The sequence below is a fragment of the Pedobacter frigiditerrae genome, from assembly GCF_004331645.1.
In the GTDB taxonomy this organism is placed as follows: domain Bacteria; phylum Bacteroidota; class Bacteroidia; order Sphingobacteriales; family Sphingobacteriaceae; genus Pedobacter; species Pedobacter frigiditerrae.
On sequence record NZ_SJSK01000001.1, the window covers coordinates 1,266,416 to 1,288,076 of the forward strand.

The 21,661-nt window shown below is 38.3% G+C and carries 12 protein-coding genes and 1 pseudogene; 7 read left to right on the top strand and 6 right to left on the bottom strand.

Features of this window, described 5'->3' with window-relative positions; translation table 11 throughout:
• Positions 1-386: 386 nt before the first annotated feature.
• Together fcl and dxs are read right to left on the bottom strand one after the other, a co-directional pair.
• On the bottom strand, positions 387-1,313 hold the full coding sequence (gene fcl, locus EZ428_RS05455) for a GDP-L-fucose synthase (RefSeq protein WP_225871016.1): 927 nt from the start codon (positions 1,311-1,313) through the stop codon (positions 387-389).
• Between the two features lie 83 nt (positions 1,314-1,396).
• A complete protein-coding gene (gene dxs, locus EZ428_RS05460; RefSeq protein ID WP_131552088.1) occupies positions 1,397-3,325 on the bottom strand; it encodes a 1-deoxy-D-xylulose-5-phosphate synthase in 1,929 nt (642 codons plus the stop codon).
• Between the two features lie 198 nt (positions 3,326-3,523).
• Here dxs and glyA (EZ428_RS05465) point away from each other — a divergent pair.
• Positions 3,524-3,858: pseudogene (gene glyA / locus EZ428_RS05465) on the top strand (serine hydroxymethyltransferase); the annotation flags it as partial.
• A 29-nt stretch (positions 3,859-3,887) separates the two neighbouring features.
• Here the strand turns inward: glyA (EZ428_RS05465) and EZ428_RS05470 are convergent.
• The 3 genes from EZ428_RS05470 to EZ428_RS05480 all read right to left on the bottom strand — a co-directional run bounded on the left by EZ428_RS05470 (position 3,888) and on the right by EZ428_RS05480 (position 12,937).
• The gene (locus EZ428_RS05470) at positions 3,888-4,811 is read right to left on the bottom strand and encodes a PorP/SprF family type IX secretion system membrane protein (protein ID WP_131552089.1); all 924 of its coding nucleotides are present in this window, start codon (positions 4,809-4,811) and stop codon (positions 3,888-3,890) included.
• On the bottom strand, positions 4,811-12,217 hold the full coding sequence (locus EZ428_RS05475) for a cadherin-like beta sandwich domain-containing protein (RefSeq protein WP_131552090.1): 7,407 nt from the start codon (positions 12,215-12,217) through the stop codon (positions 4,811-4,813). Before EZ428_RS05475 ends, EZ428_RS05470 begins: the two co-directional genes overlap by 1 nt.
• A gap of 180 nt (positions 12,218-12,397) precedes the next feature.
• Positions 12,398-12,937, bottom strand: a complete 540-nt coding sequence (locus EZ428_RS05480; RefSeq protein WP_205945605.1) for a phage tail protein — start codon at positions 12,935-12,937, stop codon at positions 12,398-12,400.
• A gap of 245 nt (positions 12,938-13,182) precedes the next feature.
• On the opposite strand from EZ428_RS05480, the gene EZ428_RS05485 reads away from it, so the two are divergent.
• The 6 genes from EZ428_RS05485 (at position 13,183) to EZ428_RS05510 (ending at position 20,090) form a co-directional block, all read left to right on the top strand.
• A complete protein-coding gene (locus EZ428_RS05485) occupies positions 13,183-13,767 on the top strand; it encodes a hypothetical protein (RefSeq protein ID WP_131552092.1) in 585 nt (194 codons plus the stop codon).
• Between the two features lie 2 nt (positions 13,768-13,769).
• Positions 13,770-14,429, top strand: a complete 660-nt coding sequence (locus EZ428_RS05490) for a hypothetical protein (RefSeq protein ID WP_131552093.1) — start codon at positions 13,770-13,772, stop codon at positions 14,427-14,429.
• Entirely contained in the window at positions 14,396-15,187 is a 792-nt protein-coding gene (locus tag EZ428_RS05495; protein ID WP_131552094.1) for a sensor histidine kinase, read from the top strand. Before EZ428_RS05490 ends, EZ428_RS05495 begins: the two co-directional genes overlap by 34 nt.
• Positions 15,188-15,189: 2 nt before the next feature.
• Positions 15,190-15,837 (top strand): response regulator transcription factor, encoded by a 648-nt coding sequence (locus EZ428_RS05500; RefSeq protein WP_131552095.1) that lies wholly within the window; start codon positions 15,190-15,192, stop codon positions 15,835-15,837.
• Between the two features lie 200 nt (positions 15,838-16,037).
• The gene (gene glyA / locus EZ428_RS05505; RefSeq protein ID WP_131552096.1) at positions 16,038-17,309 is read left to right on the top strand and encodes a serine hydroxymethyltransferase; all 1,272 of its coding nucleotides are present in this window, start codon (positions 16,038-16,040) and stop codon (positions 17,307-17,309) included.
• 9 nt (positions 17,310-17,318) lie between these two features.
• Positions 17,319-20,090: a PAS domain S-box protein gene (locus EZ428_RS05510; RefSeq protein WP_131552097.1), complete on the top strand. Its 2,772-nt coding sequence runs from the start codon at positions 17,319-17,321 to the stop codon at positions 20,088-20,090.
• A 182-nt stretch (positions 20,091-20,272) separates the two neighbouring features.
• Here the strand turns inward: EZ428_RS05510 and EZ428_RS05515 are convergent, their stop codons facing one another.
• Positions 20,273-21,658, bottom strand: a complete 1,386-nt coding sequence (locus tag EZ428_RS05515; RefSeq protein WP_131552098.1) for a hypothetical protein — start codon at positions 21,656-21,658, stop codon at positions 20,273-20,275.
• Positions 21,659-21,661: the final 3 nt, after the last annotated feature.

Below are 21,661 nucleotides of genomic sequence, written 5' to 3' on the forward strand. Positions count from 1 at the left end.
GGACAAGGTGAGCATTGTCGATTTACGTCAGGCCTTCTCTAGTTTATCCCTTGGTTGGTGGCTCACCAACCAAGGACGGAAGGGTACTCCTTCAGAGCAGTAAAGTTGAGCATAACTAACCTCGCTCAGCTACTTCATTTCCTAGCAAACAAAAGTCCTAAAGCAATAGGGAAGGATAGCGAGCCTTGCGATCGCATTAAGATGCCCTCCCGATAGCTATCGGGACAAGTTGCCTGCCTGCCGGACAGGCAGGGGTATGACGTTCGCGTAGTAGCGTGGGACGCTTTATCCCTTGGTTGGTGGCCCATCAACCAAGAATTGCAATAACAAATAGTTCCATTAACTAGCAAATGGTTGGTGAGCCACCAACCAAGGAAGGGAGCAGACTAAATTTTGCTTAGGTAATCCTGGTAAGCTAGCTTTAGACCTTCTTTTAATTCAATTTGATGTTTCCAGCCTAAATTATGAAGTTTAGATACGTCCATTAATTTACGTGGAGTGCCATCAGGTTTAGTACTATCAAAATTTAACTCTCCCTTATAACCTACAACTGCAGCAATTGTTAATGCTAGCTCTTTAATGGTTAGGTCTTCGCCGGTACCAATGTTAATTAAATGTGGTTCGTTATAGGTTTGCATGAGGAAATAACAAGCGGCTGCTAAATCATCTGCAAAGAGAAATTCACGCATGGGTGTTCCGGATCCCCAAATTACTACTTCACTTGCATTGCTTTTTTTGGCTTCATCAAATCTACGAATCAAAGCAGGTAAAACATGTGAGTTTTGTGGGTGGTAATTATCGTTATAGCCATAAAGATTGGTTGGCATGACAGAGATAAAATTACAGCCATATTGTGCCCTATAGGCATCGCACATTTTGATGCCTGCAATTTTTGCCATGGCATAGGGTTCATTGGTTTCTTCCAATAAGCCAGTTAATAAATATTCTTCTTTTAATGGTTGTGGGGCTAGTTTTGGGTAAATGCAACTAGAGCCTAAGAACATTAATTTTTTAACACCAGTAAGATAAGATTGGTGGATAACGTTATTTTGGATAGCTAGGTTTTCATAAAGAAAATCTGCTCGGTAGGTATTGTTTGCTACAATACCACCAACTTTAGCAGCTGCTAAAAATACATAGTCTGGTTGCTCAGTTGAAAAAAAATCGGCAACAGCTTGTTGGTTTCTTAAGTCTAGTTCACTAGAGGTTTTGGTAATGATGTTAGTGAAATCTTCTTTTTGCAGTTTACGGTAAATGGCAGAGCCAACCATTCCCCTATGCCCAGCGATGTATATTTTTGAGTTCTTTTCCAATTGATAAATATTAGCGTTGGTGGTATTGTCATGGGATGAAAATTGCATGTAGCCTTCTATTCATCCGATGACCATATCTCTTTTTAAGATGCCATTGTTTTAGTGGTACGACTAACGGCTAGTTTTTTTACGGCAGAAATAATCGCGTTGGTGTCATAACCACATATTGCCCAAAGTTCTGGTTGTTCTCCGTGTTCTATAAACTCATCAGGAATGCCTAATCTAACCACATTCGCTTGATAGTTATGGTCGGCCATGAACTCTATAATAGCACTTCCCATACCACCTTGTAAACAACCATCTTCTATGGTGATGATGTTTTTATAGCGATTAAACACTTCATGCAACATTGTAGCATCAAGAGGTTTAACAAATCTTAAATCGTAATGAGCGGGATGAATTCCTTCACTATTTAGTTCCTTACAAGCATCAACGGCAAAATTACCGATATGGCCAATTGATAGCATAGCTACATCTTCTCCGTCGGCTATTTTACGCCCTTTGCCAATTTCTAGTGTTTTAAAAGGTCTTTTCCAATCGGGCATTACTCCATTACCACGAGGATAACGGATAGTAAATGGGCCTATGTTTTCTTGTTGGGCAGTAAACATTAAATTACGCAATTCTTCTTCATTCATTGGAGAAGCAATCACCATGTTGGGTATACAACGCATGTAAGCCAAATCATAAGCACCATGGTGTGTTGCGCCATCGGCACCTGCTAAACCAGCTCTATCTAAACAAAAAACAACATTTAAGTTTTGTATGGCCACATCATGGATAACCTGATCATAAGCTCTTTGCATAAAACTTGAGTAGATATTACAAAAAGGCACTAAACCTTGTGTAGCTAGCCCAGCCGAAAAGGTTACCGCATGTTGTTCGGCAATACCCACATCAAATGCACGTTCTGGCATGGCCTTCATCATGATATTCATTGATGAGCCTGAGGGCATGGCGGGTGTAATGCCTACAATTTTTGCATTTGCTTCGGCTAGTTCTACCAGCGTATGTCCAAATACATCTTGATATTTTGGTGGCTGAGGTTTATCTGGAACTGATTTTTTAATTTCACCAGTAATTTTATCAAACAAACCAGGAGCATGCCATTTGGTTTGGTCTTTTTCTGCCAATGCGAAACCTTTACCTTTTACCGTTACGCAATGCAACAACTTAGGGCCAGGGATATCTTTTAGGTCTTTAATGATACTTGCTAAACGTTTAACATCATGGCCATCTACAGGGCCAAAGTACCTAAAGTTTAATGCCTCGAACATATTGCTCTGTTTTAGCAATGTGCCCTTAATGCTTTTCTCTATCTTTTTAACGTATTTATGTGCATTTGGACCAAGTTCCGATAATTTGGTTAATACATTAGAGACATCATCGCGAAAGCGATTATATGATTTTGAAGTTGTGATACTGGTTAAATATTCTTTAAGTGCGCCTACATTAGGGTCGATTGACATACAGTTGTCATTTAAAACCACTAGGAGGTTAGAGTTTTCTATGCCTGCGTGATTTAAGCCCTCAAATGCCAAACCCGCTGTCATTGCGCCATCGCCAATTACAGCTACGTGTTGTCTATCTTTTTCTCCTTTATAATGTGAGGCTACGGCCATCCCTAAAGCTGCAGAGATAGAGGTTGAAGAGTGGCCTACCCCAAAAGTATCATATTCACTTTCGCTGATTTTAGGGAAGCCACTTATGCCGTTTAGAATTCTATTGGTATGGAATTGACTTCTTCTTCCGGTTAAGATTTTATGCCCATAAGCTTGGTGACCAACGTCCCAAACCAGTTTGTCATAAGGTGTGTTTAAGGCATAATGCAAAGCTACCGTTAGCTCTACAACGCCTAAACTAGCACCAAAATGCCCTCCATTCACGCTAACAACATCAATAATATATTGACGTAACTCTTGGCATATTTGCTCTAAATCTTGTTCGTTATACTGCTTTAAATCAGCAGGATAATTGATGGTGGATAGTAGAGGTCCGGTTTTAACTTCCATGCAATAATATAAATTACAAATTACGGTATTTTGTTTTAACAATTCATTAAGAATTATTTCAAATTTATAACAAAAAATCTACACTTTGAAATTCAAAGTGTCTTATTTCTATTTCTGAGCCTATTTGTGTTTAAACTCATTTTTATCTATAAATCTTTTAATTAATGTCTTTGCATTCATATCGTATTAATAAAATAGCAACTAATGGAAGCGGCTGGTTCAGTATTAACTAATAAATACGCTGAAGGCTTGCCAGGAAAGCGCTATTACGGGGGTTGTCAGGTTGATGAAATTGAGAATTTGGCTATTGAAAGAGCAAAGAAACTTTTCGCTGCAGCATGGGTAAATGTTCAACCTCATTCTGGCGCACAAGCAAATGCTGCGGTGATGTTAGCGGTTATTCAGTATGGAGATAAAATATTAGGTTTTGACCTTTCACACGGTGGGCAATAACACATGGTTCTTCTGTGAATTTCTCAGGTAAATTATATCAACCTCATTTTATGGGGTTAAAAAGGAAGATTGAATATAAACCCAAAAAATAATAAGAGCTAACACAAGTTTAGAGCATTTTTGTACTTATCTTATTTCCAAACCTATAGGTTAAAGATAGTTCACTTGTTGCATTATTGTAGCCCTGTATGCTTGTCGTGCCGGTACCAAACTCATAACTATATCCGATTTTAAATTTTTTGCCATGTACGGATAACATAGCGGCCAATTGTTTGTTGGTATTGTAGTTTGCGCCTATGCCCAATAATTGCTTGAGATAGATGGTGGTAGAAAAGTTAAGGTTAACAGGGAGGTCTTTGGTATAGGATGCCAAGGCCGCAGGTTTAATGGCAAAGTCTTCCTGCTGGCCAAAAATATAGGCAGCGGCCATGTAATAATGATTTTGAAGATAGGTGGCCTGTTGTACGGAAGCGGTTCCTAAGCTCTGGATACTGAGCTGTGGAACAGAGATGCCAACATAATACTTGTCTGTGTACAGCATGATACCAAAACCAATGTTAGGTTGGGTTTCTCGCAGGTCGGTGCCAAAGGTTGGGTCGTTGGGATCTAAGTTTTGGTAGTTTGCCCGATAGTTTTTTAGGCCTGCATTAAGAGATACACCAAGCTTAGTTTGTTCGTTTAGGGTAATGGCTTTGGCAAAAAATACATTTACCTCAGTTAAGCGTTCTATAGCAAACTGATCGTTAACCACAGCTATACCCACTGTGGCATTAATAGAGGGAATAGGCAAACTGCCATTGAACAACAAGGTTGCGGGTGCACCCTCTATTCCTATAAACTGCCTACGGCCCAGTACGTTTATGCTGGCTGCCTTGTCTAGCAAGGAATAGGCCGGGTTAAGCGTAATGAGGTTGTCTGCATATTGATTGTAACTAAAAGCCTGCTGTTGGGCATGGATTTTAACTGTTGTTAAAAACAACAACAGGCTTAAAGATGCGGAGAGCGCTATTTGATAATAGTGATGATTTTTCATTAATATTTAATGATGATATAGCCGGTTTTACGTTTTGTTTGTTGACCATCTTTATACTCAAAAGTGTAAAAATAGGTGCCTGGCAGTTGCATGGTGCCATTGTTTGCATGGCCATCGAAAACTTTTGTACTGTTGTTGTAACCATTGGTATTGAAAATGATTACACCAGCCCTATTTAAAATAGTCAGTTTATTCTCTGGATAGGCCTCAATGCCCTCAATTTTTAGTACATCATTTACACCATCGCCATTTGGAGAGAGCGCTGGATGAACTAAAACCTCTTGTGGGATGAGGGTAACAGGTTTAATTTCGGTTAGCGTTAGCCCATTAGTTGCAGATTGATTGGTAGTGTTTCCTTGCTTGGTAACCGTAATGCTATATGTTTTTGTGGTAGTACCATCTTCTGCAGTTACCAAAACATTGATCACTGTGTTTCCTGCACCAATTGATATGGGAGACGAAGCCGCATCTGATGCTACGATGGTTCCATTTATCTTGATAACGGCTGTTGGATCAATTGCCCTTGGTGTAAGGGTAACTGTTGAAACATTGCTAGCTACCGATGCGGTATAATTTATTAAAGCGGGTCCATTTGTAGCAAGAGCAAGTGGTGTGGCTGGGCTTAACCTAAGTAAGTTTAGTAATGCATTACTTGACCCCGTTTTGTTAACGGTGATGCTATAGGTTTTTGTACTCACGCCATCTTCTGCCGTTACTAAGACATTGATTACTGTAGACGCAGTGGTTAAGTTAATGGGTGCTGATGCTAGGCCATTTGTAACCAATGTTCCATTAATCCTTATTTTAGCATTTGGATCTACCGCTGTAGCAGCAAGGGTGATGGAAGATACCGATGCACTAACAGATGTACTATAGTTTATGGATGCTGGACCATTTGTTGCTAAGATAAGTAGCGAGTAAGGATTAAGGATAAGGTTATTTAGGTTGGCATTTGTAGCCCCATCTTTTGTTATTGAGATACTATATGTCCTTGTTGAAATGCCATCCTCAGCGGTCACTAGAATATTGATTATTGTTATTCCCGAGCTTAATGTGATTGGGGCAGAGGCGATTCCAGAAGTAACAATTGTGCCATTAACTCGGATTGTAGAGTTTGGATCTGTTGCAGTAGGGGTAAGTTGAATAGTATTTATTGATTGAGCTACTGAAGTGGTATAATTTAATGATGCTGGCCCACTTGTAGCAAGTTTCAACTGCGCATTAGGGCTTAATGATACATTGCTCAAAGTAGTAATGCTAGACCCCTGTTTTAGGACGCTAATGCTGTATGTTTTAGTTGTTATCCCATCCTCAGCAGTTACCAGCACATTTATGAGCGTAGTGCCAGGGTTTAAATTTATTGGCGAGGAAGCTACTCCTGAGGCTACAATTACTCCATTTACTCGAATTGTTGCATTAGCATCTATTGCTCTAGAGCTAAGGGTAACAGCTGTAGTTAACGCGCTAACCGATGTTTCATAATTTACCGATGCGGGTCCGCTTGCTACGAACAACAAAGTTGCAGAAGGACTAAGTGTAAAGTTATTTAGTGCCGCATTGTTAGATGGTGGCAGTTTGTTTATGGTAATGCTATAAGTTTTGGTATTACCATTTGCTGATGTAACTTGAACATTAATTACGGTGCTACTTGAATTAAGGGTAATAGCACTTGAGGCATTGCCACTTGTAATCACTGTTTCGTTAACTTTAATTATTGCATTTGTATCTTCTGCCGTAGGTGTAAGCGTGATGCTTGCAACACCATAGGCCACTGTGGTGGTAAAGTTCTCGCCATCTGGACTAAACACTGGATTGAGGGTACCTGCGCTTAGGACAAGGTTTGCCAGTTTTGCACTAGGTGCCAATCTGGTTACATTTAAGTTATATCTTTTTGTGGTTACGCCATCGGCTGCCCTAACCGTCATTCTGATTACTTGAGGAGGCCCGGCAGCATTAAGGTTGATAGTTGCAGTTGGGTTTTGAGGCGTCACATCAAGCGCTCCGGCAATCGATATGGTTGCGGTATTTACCGCGGCAACTGGGGTGATGGTTAGCTGCGTTACACTGTTACGAACGGTAAGGTTATAGCTAGTAATTTCTGGAGAAAATGAAGGGGTATAAGTGCCATTGTTAATGGTGAGGGACGCTAAATCTACATTTACGTAAGGCAACCTGATCACTTCTAAGGGATAAGTTCTGGTTGCAACACCGTCTTCTGCCAAAACAACGATGTTGAGCAGATTTGATCCTACTGCCAAGTTTATTCCTGATAAAAGGTATTCTTGATTGCTACCCGGAATGGTTGTGCCATTTACCTTCGCCGTTGCGCCGGCATGTTGAGCGTAAAGGAACAAGTTTATTGAGGAAGTGGCATTGGCAACTGTTACTGGCGTAAGCTGCTCGTATGCGAAGTTGAAATTTTTAGAAAAACTTCCAGATGAAATGCTCATTGAATAAAGCGAAGCATTAGGGGAGAGTAAAGGCGGTGCCTGGCCAGCTCTAGTTACCACCAAGTTATAAGTATTGGTTGCAGTAGAGTCTTGTGAGGTGACCTCGATCTTGAACTTATTTTCGCCACCATGCAAAGGCATGAGATAGTTCATTGGATCTGCAACTGACACAGCATTCACCTTTACTGAAGCCAGATTATTACTTCTCCACATTTGCAATAACAATCCGGTATAGGTAGAATCTGAAACATTTCCGGTGTAATCGAAACGCATGGCATTAAATTCCTCGTTTATTTCTCCATGATTAGGGATTCTAAGGTTAACAAGATTTGCATCTGCATATCTTTTTCTAATTACATTAATAATATAGTTTATGGTGGTTGCACCGTCTTGGGAAGTAACTGAAATGGTTACATTGTTGTTTCCAAAGCTAAGTTGTACCTGATTTCCGTCATAAGGATTTCTATCCATACCATTTACTTTAACAACTGCGCCACTATTGGTAGCTTCTGGCCAAAATTTAATGTTTTCTATGTTTGCTGCCACACTGGTGTGGTAAGTATGGGTGCTTGAGGTAAACGTTGTGTTGAGTGTAAGTTCAGCGTTTCCGATAGTAGCTAAAGTTGCATCAGGTGAACCAGCACGGATAATGGTTACACGGTAATTTCTAATGTCGCCATTTTCTGCTTTTGAACTCACACCGACATAGCCTTCTCCAACTGGTAGCTGTACAGTTATAGGTTCAGCCTGACTAGGCATTACAACCGCAGTACTGTCTACAGGAACTCCATAAACCTGGGTTTCCGTTTTGCTGTAAGGCACTGATGCAGTATACTCAGTGATACCGCTATCAAATGCAGGTACCAAGGTAACGCCGCTCAAGCTCATGCTTTTTAAGGCATTATTGGTAGAAGGGCTGCGGTAAACGTTAACATAATAAGTTTTAATCGTTCCATCTTGTGCGGTTACTGCGATAGGGAAATTATTCGATCCGCCAATTAATGGAAGGGTCCTACTGCTACCTGAACTGTAGGACGTACCATTTAAGGTGGCCTGTGCAAACTCGCTATTCAGCGTTGCCGAAAGGTCAATGGCCTTCACATCATTTGTTACGGAAACATTGTAGTATAATTGTGAAGAACTAAATATAGGCGTTAATGAACCCACTGAAGCAGTAATTGCCGAAAGTGTATTGTCATTTGAGGCAGTAATGCTTAATGCTGTAAGATTCGCTGGGTCTTGGATAAAATTATAATTTGTTGCAGAAAGTCCAGATCCAATAAGGGCGTAATTGCCAATTGCTGAAGCGTTTGTGGCGAGGGTGGAGAAGGCTAAAGTTCCAGTGGTGGCTGTTGCTAATGTTTCGCCATTCACAAATCCTGTAACCGTACCTGAAAAGGTTGGATCTGCAGTTTTGAAAGGCCTTGATGCCGGATTGGCTACGTAAGTTAGTAATGCCTTGTTGATAGAGAAATCTGCGCTTGTAAAGTTAATGATGTAATTATCACTTAACGATAGTGAACCTTTTGAGATGGGGTAGGTGCCAAAGTTTTCTCCTGTTGTTCTGTTTAATGTTCCAGTGAAATTTTCACCAACTGGTGATGAAGAAACTGTATAGGTGAATGTTGGGTCAGCAGCGCCATAAGTTTTACTGAAAGCATTTGCCGTCACGTCAATTGTTTTCTTGCCGATGGTAAATGTACCTCCGTTAAAGAAGACCTGATAGTTGTTGCCAAAGGAAAGGGTACCTTGATTGATAGGATAACCGCCTCTGTTTTCACCAACTGTTCTTGCCAAGGTACCCGTAGCTGCATCGCTTCCAACTAAGGTCTGGTTAACGGAATAAGTCAAAGCAGGGTCGGCTTCACCAAATGATTTAGATAAGTCGTTTGCTGTAATATCTAACCGTCTTGGCGTAATGGTTAAATTGTCGCTGATAAAGGTAATGTCGTAATTGTTTGCCGTAAGGACGCTAATGTTAAGGTCAACTGGCGATTTCGCTCCCAAAGTTAAAGCATAGGTGCCCACCGCTTCTCCTGGGGCTCGGCCAAAAAGTCCTGTCATTCCTTCCCCTGGGGCAACAGAAGTTCCATTTAGAAATTGATAAGGATAGCCAGGGTCGTTGCTACCATAAGATTTGGTTGCGGGCTGAGGCCTTATGGTAAGCGGTCTTTTTGTAATGGTGAGCACCCCGCCGGTAGCGAAACTTAGCGTATACCTCGGGTTATCTAATGCTACCGTGCCTAAACCATTGAAGGCATAGGTGCCAATATTTTTGCCTTCTTCACGTGTCAAAGCACCTGTAAAAGTTGCATTTCCAACAATAGCTACGTTAGTAGTAAAAGTAGGTGTTGGGTCATTATTGCCATATACTTTCGTAGCCGCAATTGGCGTTACTATTAAAGTCTTAGGGCCAATGCTTAGGTTTGCCGAAATTAAATTATAGGTATAGTTACTGTTAATTTGAAGACTACCTGTGGTGATGGCATAACTGCCAATCTCTTCACCAGTAGCTCTGCTTAAACTTCCTGTAAAAGTTGCATCGGTAATTTCTGCTGGAATCGAGTAAGTAAATGTCGGGTCTGCATCGCCAAAGGCCTTAGTTGCAGCGTTAGCAGTTACATTAATTGATTTTGGTGTAATCACAAATGTGTTGGTAGATACAAAGTTGATGCTGTAATTACTGGTCACATCAGCAAAGGTGCTGGTACTTACAACTCTTTTTGCGCCAATCAGTGTAGCGTAAGCCCCCACATTTTCGCCTGGGCCGCGGGCAAAATTACCAGTCGTCGCATCGCCTGGTGCAAGCGTAGTTCCTTCTGAGCTAAAGCTAATGAAACTTGGATCGGCATCACTGTACACCTTAGTTGCCCCTACAGGCTTAATGCTATACGGCCTTTTAGTGATGGTTAAGTCTGCACCTACATAAGTAATGTTATAATTGTTACCATAAGACAGGGTTCCTTGGGTAATCGCATAGTTGCCAACAAACTTATTGGTTGTTGGATCTACTCGACTTAGCTCGCCAGTAGGCGCATCAGTGCCTATTACACCTGTTGCGGTATAGGTAAAGGCTGGGTCGGTATTTCCGTAAACTTTCGTTTTTGCGGCTGCCGTAACCGTAACGGTTGCTTTATTTACGGTAAGAACCTGTACAGCATCAGCTGCAGCATTGTAATTAGTGTTGCCAGGTTGAGACGCGGTAATATTTGTGCTTCCAGGCGCTATAATGTGAATTTGGTTATTTACTATAGTTGCTACAGCAGTGTTACTGCTCGTATAACTTACGGCTAGCAGACTACTTGTAGATGCGCCCGGCACAAAATCGGCACTGCCGTACGCCTTAGCCGTAAGAGTGTTAAAGGTAATTGTTTGTGCAGCCTTATTTACTGTAACAATTTGTGTAGCGCTAGTAGCAGCTAAATAACTGGCATCGCCTGATTGCGAAGCCGTGATGGTTGAAGTGCCTGCGCCAACAATGTGGATGTTGGTGCCCGAAATTGTAGCTACACTTGTATTACTGCTAGTGTAACTTACGGTTAAACCACTACTTGCGCTGGCGCCCGCTGCAAAATCTGCGTTGCCAAATGTTTTGGCTGCTATTGTGCCGAAAGTAATGGTTTGTGCCGCTTTAGGTCGGTTTACAGTTAAAGTATATGTTTTAGTGGTAAGCCCATCTTCGGCAGTAACAACAGTGTTGATCACATTATCGCCAATGTTTAAGGCTATGTTGCCCGATGCACTACCGGATGTTACGGTTGTGCCATTAACTTTTATGCTGGCAAAATTATCAGTTTTAGTTGGTGTAACTGTGATAGAAGTTACACTATTAGCCACTGAGGCTGTATAAGTTGTAGTACCCGAGCCAAATGAAGGTGATAAAGTACCCGAACTAATGGTAAAGTTAGCTAATGTAGCTATCTTGGAAGCTGCAGGTATAACAATTGCAGCTACCTGATTGCTGATGTTGAAACCTGGGCTAATAGGGAAAGCACTTTGTGTACCTGTGGCTATGTCGACTTTAACTATTCTCCGGTCGCCTGCGGTAGAATTCCAAACAAAGGCAATGTTACGTGTACGTTCTACGGTTACAATATTGGGGTTAGCTGTAAGGCTGCTAATTATTTTTGTTTGGCTTGTGCCATTAGGGCGCATTTTCCAAAGTGCATCATCTGTTGTTAAATCTGTTGTGCCATTGTCTGTGGTGTAATAAATCCAATTATTTATAGGATCGTAGTCCATCCCATTTAAACGGGGCATAACGAATGAACTTGCCAATGTGGCAGAATTGCCACTCAAATTATAAGTCATTAACTTTGGAGCGGTTACTACCGACTCAAAGATATATATCTTATTGTTAGGAATATCTATTCCAAAAAAAGTTGGTGTAGGGCTAATGCTACTGGCTAATACCGTATTGCCAGTACCGTTGCTTTTTATACGACTTATTCCATCAGCAGCAACAGTTGTGGCGCCATTACCATCGTTAGTGGTATAATATAAATAATCGTTTACAGGGTCGTAAACTAAGTTTGCCGCCCTAAAATTATTATTAGTGGAAACTAAGAGTGTTGCTGCACCAGAAGTAAGGTCAATTTTGTATATACCATTAGCTGTGGCCGTAACATTTGGTGATGGTGTAAAACTGGAAACAAATGCCCTATTGTTAGGGATATCTAAGGCCATATCCTGTGGGGCAGAAACCCCATTACAAAGCCTGGTTAACCCGGTTCCATCTTGATTTACCTTGAAAATGCCATCATTAGTATTATTAGAAATTGAACCGTCACTGCCTAAATAGTACATCGTTTGCGCGATGCTTTGCTGAACAAGCCCTATGGTAAGCAACAATGTGAACAGGACTAAACGCTGGTTTTTGCAAGTGAATAAATTATTCATTGCAGCTGCAAACCTTGGTGCTGTTAAAGAATAAGAATTAAGTAAAAGTTTTTTCATGATGTACGCGTTAATCTTAATTTTCGGTCGGTAAGGCCGCTGTTTTAAAGTCGTTTTGTCCTGTTCTTAAATCGTAAAAAACTTGTATGCCAAGAAGGAATACAAGTATGTTGATTCACCTATTTTGTTCTAAACTGATTTGGTGAATTAACTATATTGCTCAATGGGATTGTTTATCTCTTAGGGGCGTGGAGGCCAAACACCTTCAAGTGCTATGATGAAAGTTACGGCAAGTATTGGAGGAGTGATATTTACAGGCTGATTACCGCCGGCAGGTGCAATAGCTTTAGGACTTAAAGTGCCATCACTATCATTTCCAGAATAGCTATTTACTTCGGTTCCGTCAGACACGAAACCTGAGCCAGCCAATAGGCCACCTGTCGGAGACCATTGTTTCCCACCGATACTTACTGTATTTACTAAGTGGTTATGTGCTGGCATTTGTCCTTGGCTTAAAGTAACTTTCTCTTGGCCCGCTGGTTGACCTATGATGTAAGGCGTTAGCCCGCGTGGGTCGCTGTAAGCGGCATGAACTGGCGCACGGCTAACAAAGTTTGGTAACGCAAAGTTTTGCATTCCGTCGCCACCATAGCTTGTGCCAATTAATGAAAACAAGGCAGAGTATCTATTGATGGATAATAATTGCCCATCGCAAGTAAGCCATCCTTGTGGGGCGTAAGTGCCCGCGAACATTCTAATTTCCCCAATGTAAGGTTCCATAATGTATTAATTTAAAATTTTAGTTTATGTTGATTTAAATGTTGTTTTAGTGATATTCTAGCAAATCCTATCGGGTAGGATTTTTCTTTTAGCTTAATTTTTCTTCAAATCTCTATCAAAAAAAAAGAGGATAACAGGGTGAAAACAGCTTTTTTCGATTTTTTTTTAAGCTAAAAATAGCCAGTGAGCATATTTGTTTATGCGGATACTAATGTCCACCTTCGATAAAACTTAAATCAAACACAATGAAGAAATTAAAAAACTCCCTTCTAATCTTGGGCATTGCAGCTACTTGTTTTATTGCATGTAACCCTAAAGAGGAAAAGCCAGCAGGCGAAGCCCATTTATTGCGAGACACCATTGCTGTTCCCATTGCGGCAAAATATGTCGCAAATTATGGTGCTCATGCTGGTACAGTTGAAACCATTACAGTAGATTCTTCAGGCAAAAGGGTAGTAGTCGAAACCTCTGATACAAGAGCGGTATGGTTTAGTCTTGAGCAGTTAAGGGCGTTTGTTAAGAACTTAGAAACAGAAAAAGGAGACGGAGTCCGTTTTTATTTCGCAACTTACGATAAGTCTTATCCTGCTGTAGCCGGTGTGCCAAAGCAAGAGTACTGGGGCCATAATACCTTGGTTCTGGTATCTACAAAAAAAGTTACGCTAGGCGATAAGGTTATTCATCAAGATTACTTTACTCCAACCGGTGGATTTAAGCCTAAAGGCTTCATTCTGGGTAACCCTCCAGAAAATCGAGGAGAAATGTGTCCGCCGCCGGTACATTGCGATAGCGTTGGCGCTGCGTTAATAGAACCTGAAACTAAAAAATAAGAATGAAATTCGTTACTTTCAATACCGCAATAGAATTGATCTGTTTCTTAGCTGCGCTTGTCTTTTTACGAAAAGACAAAAGCGCAGCTTGGAAGTTGTTTATACTTTATCTTTTATTTACCTTTTTGGTAGAAACAGCAGGTCTATATTTGCGGAAGCACGGTATTTCTAATATGGAGCTTTACAATGGTTTTTTGATTTTTGAATGTTCGTTTATTAGTTATTTCTTTTTCAACCTATACAAAAGTTACCAGTATAAATTGAAATGGCTGATAGGTTGGTGGGCTGCTTTTTTGTTGATGTACATCACAGAATTGGCCTATTATGATTTCGAATTCAATAATTTTGCCTCAATTACGGCAACTGTTATGTCGGTAGTTTTTGTACTGGCTAGCCTATATTATTATTACCGTAAATTAGAAGATGAGAGTTACGAACCCCTATTGACGTCTGCATCATTTTGGTGGATAAGTGGCGTGCTATTCTTTTACTTTGGGAGCACTGCCTGCAACTTGTTTTTCGATTACCTGCAACAGCATGAATTCGGAACTTATGATAGATCTGTAAGGTATGTCATCTTTAACATATTGAATGTTATATTATATTCGTTTTGGACTTTCTCTTTTATATGCAGGTATCGTCAAAGGAAATCATCTCGCTAATTACCCTAACCTCCATTATTTTTCTAATTGCTCCACTATTTCTGATTAGGTATGTTTTACTGTACAATAAAAAGAAGAGAAGGCATAAAGAGGAAAAGCTATTGATGCAGGAAGTTTATGAAACGGAATTGTTAAAAACAAGGATGGAGGTACAAGAGCAAACTTTAAAAACGGTAGCTTATGATCTTCATGATAATATTGGCCAGTTATTGAGCCTAACTTCTGTTACATTAAGCACAATTGATGTGAACGATCCAAGATCTGTTACAGAGAAGATAGATTTTATTACAGACCTTACTTTAAGGTCTATTAGTGAAGTGAAGGCATTATCTAAATTACTACATAGTGAAGAGTTGATTAAAATGGGTTTGATTGAAGCAATAGCATTTGAATTGAGTTGGTTGCAACGCTCAGATCAATTTGCGATTACGTTTAATAGGCCAAATGATTTGGGAACTACACTAAAAAATGACCAAAGAACCATTGTATTCAGGTTATTTCAAGAAATCATAAACAATATTATTCAACACGCTAAGGCTACTGAAATTGTCATTAATTTAGCACAGGCTGATCATCATATACACTTGGAAATTAGTGATAATGGTGTTGGTTTTGACATGGATGAATTGTATAATCTAAAAAAAGGAATGGGTCTCAGTAACATTAAAAAACGTGCTGAAATGCTTAATGGTATTGCCACCATAAATTCAATTATGGGTAAGGGAACATCTATTAAAGTGATTGTGCCTACAAATTAATTATGGAAAAAATAGCTATTGCAATTGTAGACGATCATACTTTGTTTAGACAGGGTATAGGTTATTTATTAAAAGAATCTGGAGAGATTGAAGTTGTTTTTGAGGCAAGTAATGGAGAAGATCTCATTAAAAAGATTGGTGCTTATCCATTACCAGAAGTAATTTTGATGGATATTAACATGCCTATAATGGATGGTTATGAGAGTACCAAGTGGGTGAAATTAAACCATCCGCAAATTAAAGTTTTAGCATTAAGTATGCATGATGAAGATAAGCCAATTATTGAAATGCTCAAGAATGGTGCTGGCGGATACATGCTTAAAAAATCGAAAGCTGCTGACCTATTAAATGCGGTTAGGACATTGGCGAATCAAGGTTTTTTTATAAATGAGCTTGTGTCGGAAAGGTTAATGCGTAATATTCATAATGACCAGCAGGTTAAACCAGCTTCTATTGTTTTGAGCACAAATGAACATAGATTTTTAGAGCTTTGTTGTTCTGACCTTACCTATAAAGAAATTGCTAGCTTAATGAATTTAAGCTCACATACCATAGATAATTATCGAGAAGCATTATTTCAAAAGTTTGGGATTAAGTCTCGTACTGGCTTGGTTATTTCTGGCCTTAAACATGGATTGATTAAGATTTAACTATCTTTTGGAGCCATAACCAAGGCTAAAGGTTTAAATAGACTACTTATCTTGATTATATCGTTGAGGCCTATCTTATATTTGATGTTGTTGATAAACAGGTGTTTTAATAGGGAAATAGCGGCTTTACATAATCAGAAAGTGATAGTTGGATAAAGCAATAAAATAGCTATTTTTACCAAAAAAAATACTTTCCCATAATGAAAAGAGATACTTTAATTTTTGATTTAATTGACAAAGAACTAAACAGACAAGAACATGGCCTAGAGCTTATTGCATCGGAAAATTTTGTAAGCAAGCAAGTAATGGAAGCAGCTGGTTCAGTATTAACTAATAAATACGCTGAAGGATTGCCTGGGAAACGTTATTATGGTGGTTGTCAGGTTGTTGATGAAATTGAGAATTTGGCTATTGAAAGAGCAAAGAAACTTTTCGGTGCGGCATGGGTAAATGTTCAACCCCATTCTGGCGCACAAGCAAATGCTGCTGTGATGTTAGCGGTTATTCAACCTGGAGATAAAATATTAGGTTTTGATCTTTCACACGGTGGACACTTAACGCATGGTTCTCCAGTAAATTTTTCTGGAAAATTATATCAACCGCATTTTTATGGGGTTAAAAAAGAAGATGGTTTAATTGATTATGCGAAGTTAGAAGAAGTTGCATTGGCAGAAAAACCAAAATTGATTATTTGTGGCGCATCGGCCTATTCTAGAGAATGGGATTATGCTTTTATCCGAAAAGTGGCAGATCAAATTGGCGCTTTAGTTTTAGCTGATATTTCTCACCCAGCTGGTTTCATTGCAAGGGGTTTATTGGCAAACCCACTTCCTCATTGTCATATTGTAACTACAACAACTCATAAAACTTTACGTGGTCCTCGTGGCGGAATGATCATGATGGGGCAAGATTTTGAAAATCCCTGGGGCTTAAAAACACCAAAAGGAGAAATTAGAATGATGTCTGCATTGCTAGATATGGCTGTGTTTCCTGGTACACAAGGCGGCCCATTAGAACATATTATTGCGGCTAAAGCAATTGCATTTGGTGAAGCCTTAACTGATGATTATTTAACCTATATAAAACAAGTTGGTGCTAATGCTGAGGCAATGGCTAAAGCATTTGTAGCTAAAGGTTACGGTATTATTTCTGGTGGAACAGATAACCACTTGATGTTAATTGATTTAAGAAATAAGAACATAACTGGTAAAGTAGCAGAAGCAGCATTAGAAAAAGCTGAAATTACCGTAAATAAAAATATGGTTCCTTTTGATGATAAATCACCATTTGTTACATCAGGAATGCGTGTAGGAACCGCTGCAATTACTTCTAGAGGTTTTAAAGAAACGGAAATGCAACAGATAGTTGATTTGATTGATGAAGTTTTAACAAATCCAGAAGATGCGCATAACTTGCAGAGCGTAAAAGCTAAAGTTGAGGCCCTAGTAAGCCGTTTTCCTCTTTATAAATAAATCTTATAAATGTTTAAGAGTCCTAGTGTTTCTCCAGAATATGAAGAACAGCGCCTGTCGGCATTGTATTCTTATGATATTTTAGGAGAAGCACTTGAACATGAACTAGACAATTTAGTAAAACTAGCGGCACAAATTGCCAATGTGCCAATGGCCTATATTTCCTTTGTAGATAGGGAAAATATAATACTAAAATCTGTTTTTGGAATTGGCCCTGAACACAAAGTAATACCGAGAAACGTAACGGTTTGCCAACATACAATGATGTTAGGCAAAATTTTCTTGGTGCCTAATGTTTCTCTGGAGCCCGAACTATCAAGCAACCCCATGCTGTCTTTAGGCAATGGAATTCAGTTCTATGCAAGTGCCCCTTTAAAAGATGCAGATGGTTTTGAATTAGGTTGTTTGGTCTTATTGGACCGTGTTGTTAGAAACTTAAGCGAAAATCAAATAGAAGCTTTAGAAACGCTAGCCGTACAGGTTGTAGCTCAACTGGCCTTAAAAAGAAAAAACGCTCAGCTAAAAGCTCAAACTCAACGTTATGATGAGTTTATAGACATTTTTACGGTCTCTCCTGAAATTCATTGCATTTTAGATAGGAATGGAGTTATACTCTTTATAAATGAGGCTGTGACGCCAATGCTTCAATATTCGGTACAAGAAGTAATTGGCAATAATATTTGGACTTATTGTTATCGTGAAGATATTAATAGGATAGTTTACGCCATAGAAAAGGGGCTCAAAAATAAAGAGAAGCAATTTAGATTAGACTTTAGATTGGTAAGCAAAACTGGTGAGGCGAAATGGATCAGTTGGGGTATGGTAGCTAAAGAGCAAAGGTGGTACTGTTATGGTAGAGATATAAGTGAGGGAAAGAAAGTAGAACAAGAATTAACTAAACTGTCATTTGTTGCAAGCAAGGTAAATAATGGTGTAGTAATTAATGACTCGCAAAATAATGTAATGTGGGTTAATGATGCCTTCGAAAAAATTACAGGCTTTAATTTAGAAGACTTAAAAGGTAAACCATTAGGTGACTTGATTAGTGGACCAGAAACAGACTGGTCTTTGATTGAAAATGCCAGAACTTTAACTAAACAAAAACAATCATTTACAGTTGATATTTTAGCTTATAGAAAGGATAAACAAAAAATCTGGCTATCTATTTACAATACTGTTGTTTTAGATATAGATGGTAAGGTAGAAACAGAAGTTGAGATTATTATTGATATTACTGAAAAGAAAAAGGCCGAAGAAGAACTTCAAATCTTATCGCTTGTGGCGAGTAAAACAGATACAGGAGTTGCAATTACTAACGAAAAGGGGGAAATTACTTGGGTAAACGAAGCTTTAGAGAATCTGATTGGCTATTCATTAGATGAACTCTCTGGTAAAATGTTAGGAGATTTACTTTCTTCTCAAGAAACCGATAAAGAAGTAATTGTTAATGCTAGAAAAAAAGCACTAAATAAGCAAGCTTATACAATAGAAGTACTTGCTCATAAGAAAGACAAAACCCCAATTTGGTTGTCGGTAGCAAATACACCAATTATAAATGCATTAGGACAGCTAGAAAGACAGGTTGAGCTTATTTACGATATAACTAAGCGTAAACAAATTGAAAAAGAGATGCTTGAATCTCGTGAGCAAGCATTACAGTTAAGTGAGGCAAAAGAGATGTTCCTCTCTGTGATGAGTCATGAGATACGTACACCACTGAATGCCGTTATTGGGATGACACATTTGTTATTAGATAATAACCCAAAAGCATCTCAAATTAATGATTTAAATATCTTAAAATTTTCTGGTGAAAACTTATTAAATATCATCAATGATATTTTAGATTTCACCAAAATTGAGACTGGCAACCTTCAATTAGAAGCTTCTGCATTTGATTTACATTCGCTATGTGTTGATATTATTAATTCATTGCAAATGAGTGCGAGTAAAAGAGGTAATCTTTTAAGCCTGTTTTATGATGATGCAATACCAGAACAATTACTGGGTGATAAAACGAGGTTGTACCAAGTTATTATTAATTTAATAGGTAATGCTATTAAGTTTACTGAAAATGGAAAAATTGATCTTGCTATTACATTAAAGGAAAAAACTGATGACGAAGTAACAATCTATTTTGAAATAAGAGATACTGGAATTGGTATTCCGAAGGATAAACAGTCTTACATATTTGAAACTTTTACTCAAGCTAGAGCTGATATATCAAGAAAATATGGTGGAACTGGATTAGGGCTTGCTATTACCAAGAAGTTATTAAAACTATATAGTTCGGAAATTGATGTTGAAAGTACCGAAGGGAAGGGTACTATATTTTCATTTACGATTAAGTTTAATCTACTTTCAGACACTTATGTGGCGGTTAAGGAAATCAGTTCAACTACAGTGTTTACGGGTAAGAAAATTTTGGTTGTTGATGATAATGAAGTAAACATACTTATTGCCAAGAGATTTTTAACTAAATGGGGATTAGTTATTGACTTTGCCACCAATGGGGAGGAGGCTATAAATAAGGTAGTGAATAACATTTATGATTTGATTTTTATGGATATTCGAATGCCAGGAATTGATGGTTTTGATACTACTCGAATCATCAGAGAAATAGAAGGTGATTATTTTAAGACAGTACCAATTATAGCGCTTACTGCATCTACACTACATAATGAGAACATAAAGTTTAAGGAATCTGGTATGAATGGACATATTTTAAAGCCATTTAATCCAGATGAAATTAAGGAAGTATTGGCGAATTATTTTAAGGGGTAATTTGTTGAGTTGTTTGGTGTGGAGTCGTTTAGAGGTTGAAAGGTTAGAGTTTAGGGATATTGTTTTAAAAAAGTAAAGGGCCGATACTTCAGAAGAAATATCGACCCTTACCATCTAAATTAACGCTCTCGAGTATATAAACGAATAGCAGCGTAAAAATGTTTTAAAAAAGTTTATTTTTTTTAATTATTCTCATAACAACCTAATTCAGATGGGAATAATCTTGATTTATTATTTAAGTCTTTATTTAAATAATTGCCAAAATATAGGTCTGCGCTTAAATTATAGCCTTTATTGTTTGCGGGGCTTGTTGCGATTAGTTTAAAATTTCCCTTTTCTGCATTAAAAAATGATGGATCTGCGTTTAAGATATTACCATTTAAATTATAAGTTGTAACCGAATTTTTTAGCAGGTTATTCTTGATGTTTGAGATTAATACCGTATTTGGTAGTTTTTTGTCAATCACCAATTCATCTTTTAAATTTCCCCAAATTATATTGTTAAAAATATCTACAGTAAGATTAGCTGCTTGGGTGCTGCTTATGTAATCTGACAAATAAACAGCTGGTGTTTTACGAGCAAAACTGATGTTATATCCAGCAAATGTATTTTGTTTCAAGTTGTACTTGCCGCCACCAACTCCGTAGAGTAAATACTGCCCGCAATTAAAAAATAAATTATTAAAAGCTGTTAATTCTGTTTGATAGCCTAAAAAGCCAACGACTTCCATATTTTTAATAATACTGTTTGTTAATAACAATTTTGGTTTGTTATTTAAGGATAATGAATCAACAGTAATACCAGCAATTCCATTTTTAATAATGGCATAATTGATATGTGAATCTTTACTGTCTGGATAAAAATGTAGACCATTCCACTGGCCAGTTTCGTCCTGATACAACTTTTCTAATCTATCACTGGCAAATAAAATTGTATCTGTTTTTGTTCCTATGGCGGTTAAAGTACCTTTAATGCTCATGGTAGCGTTTCCATGAAATAGAATTCTTATGCCAGGCGCCATGGTTAAATTGGCATCTTTTCCAATGGTAACTGATTTATAGATTATATAAGGCAATTTACTATTCCATACTGTATTTGTTTGAATTGTGCTACTGTTTACAAAATTTGCATTTTGTCCATAAGCCACCAAAGGAATGTTCTGTTTTTTGCCATTAAAGGAAAATAGAATCGAATCTTCTACTATAAAAGGTAAGTTTTGTAAAGTTGGATTAATATTTACCTTAACAAAAACATTGATAGAATCATTTCCATTAATTTTTAGTTCGCTTGTCTCAGCGGTTGCAATTCCATTAATATTTAAGCTATATGCGGACGCATTTCCTCCGCTTAACTTAATACTATTGATGATTATTGCTTTGGCATTAGGATTATAGATTTTTAACCTTCTACTACTAGAGCCTATAGCCGTAAAAACTGTATCAAACAAAATGCTATCGGTTGAAAAGGCTATTTTTGCATCTACATCAAATGTAATATTTTCATCCTTATTGCAAGCTGCAAAAAGTAAAGTGCAAATTATACATAAGAAAAGTAGTTTTAAACGCATAAA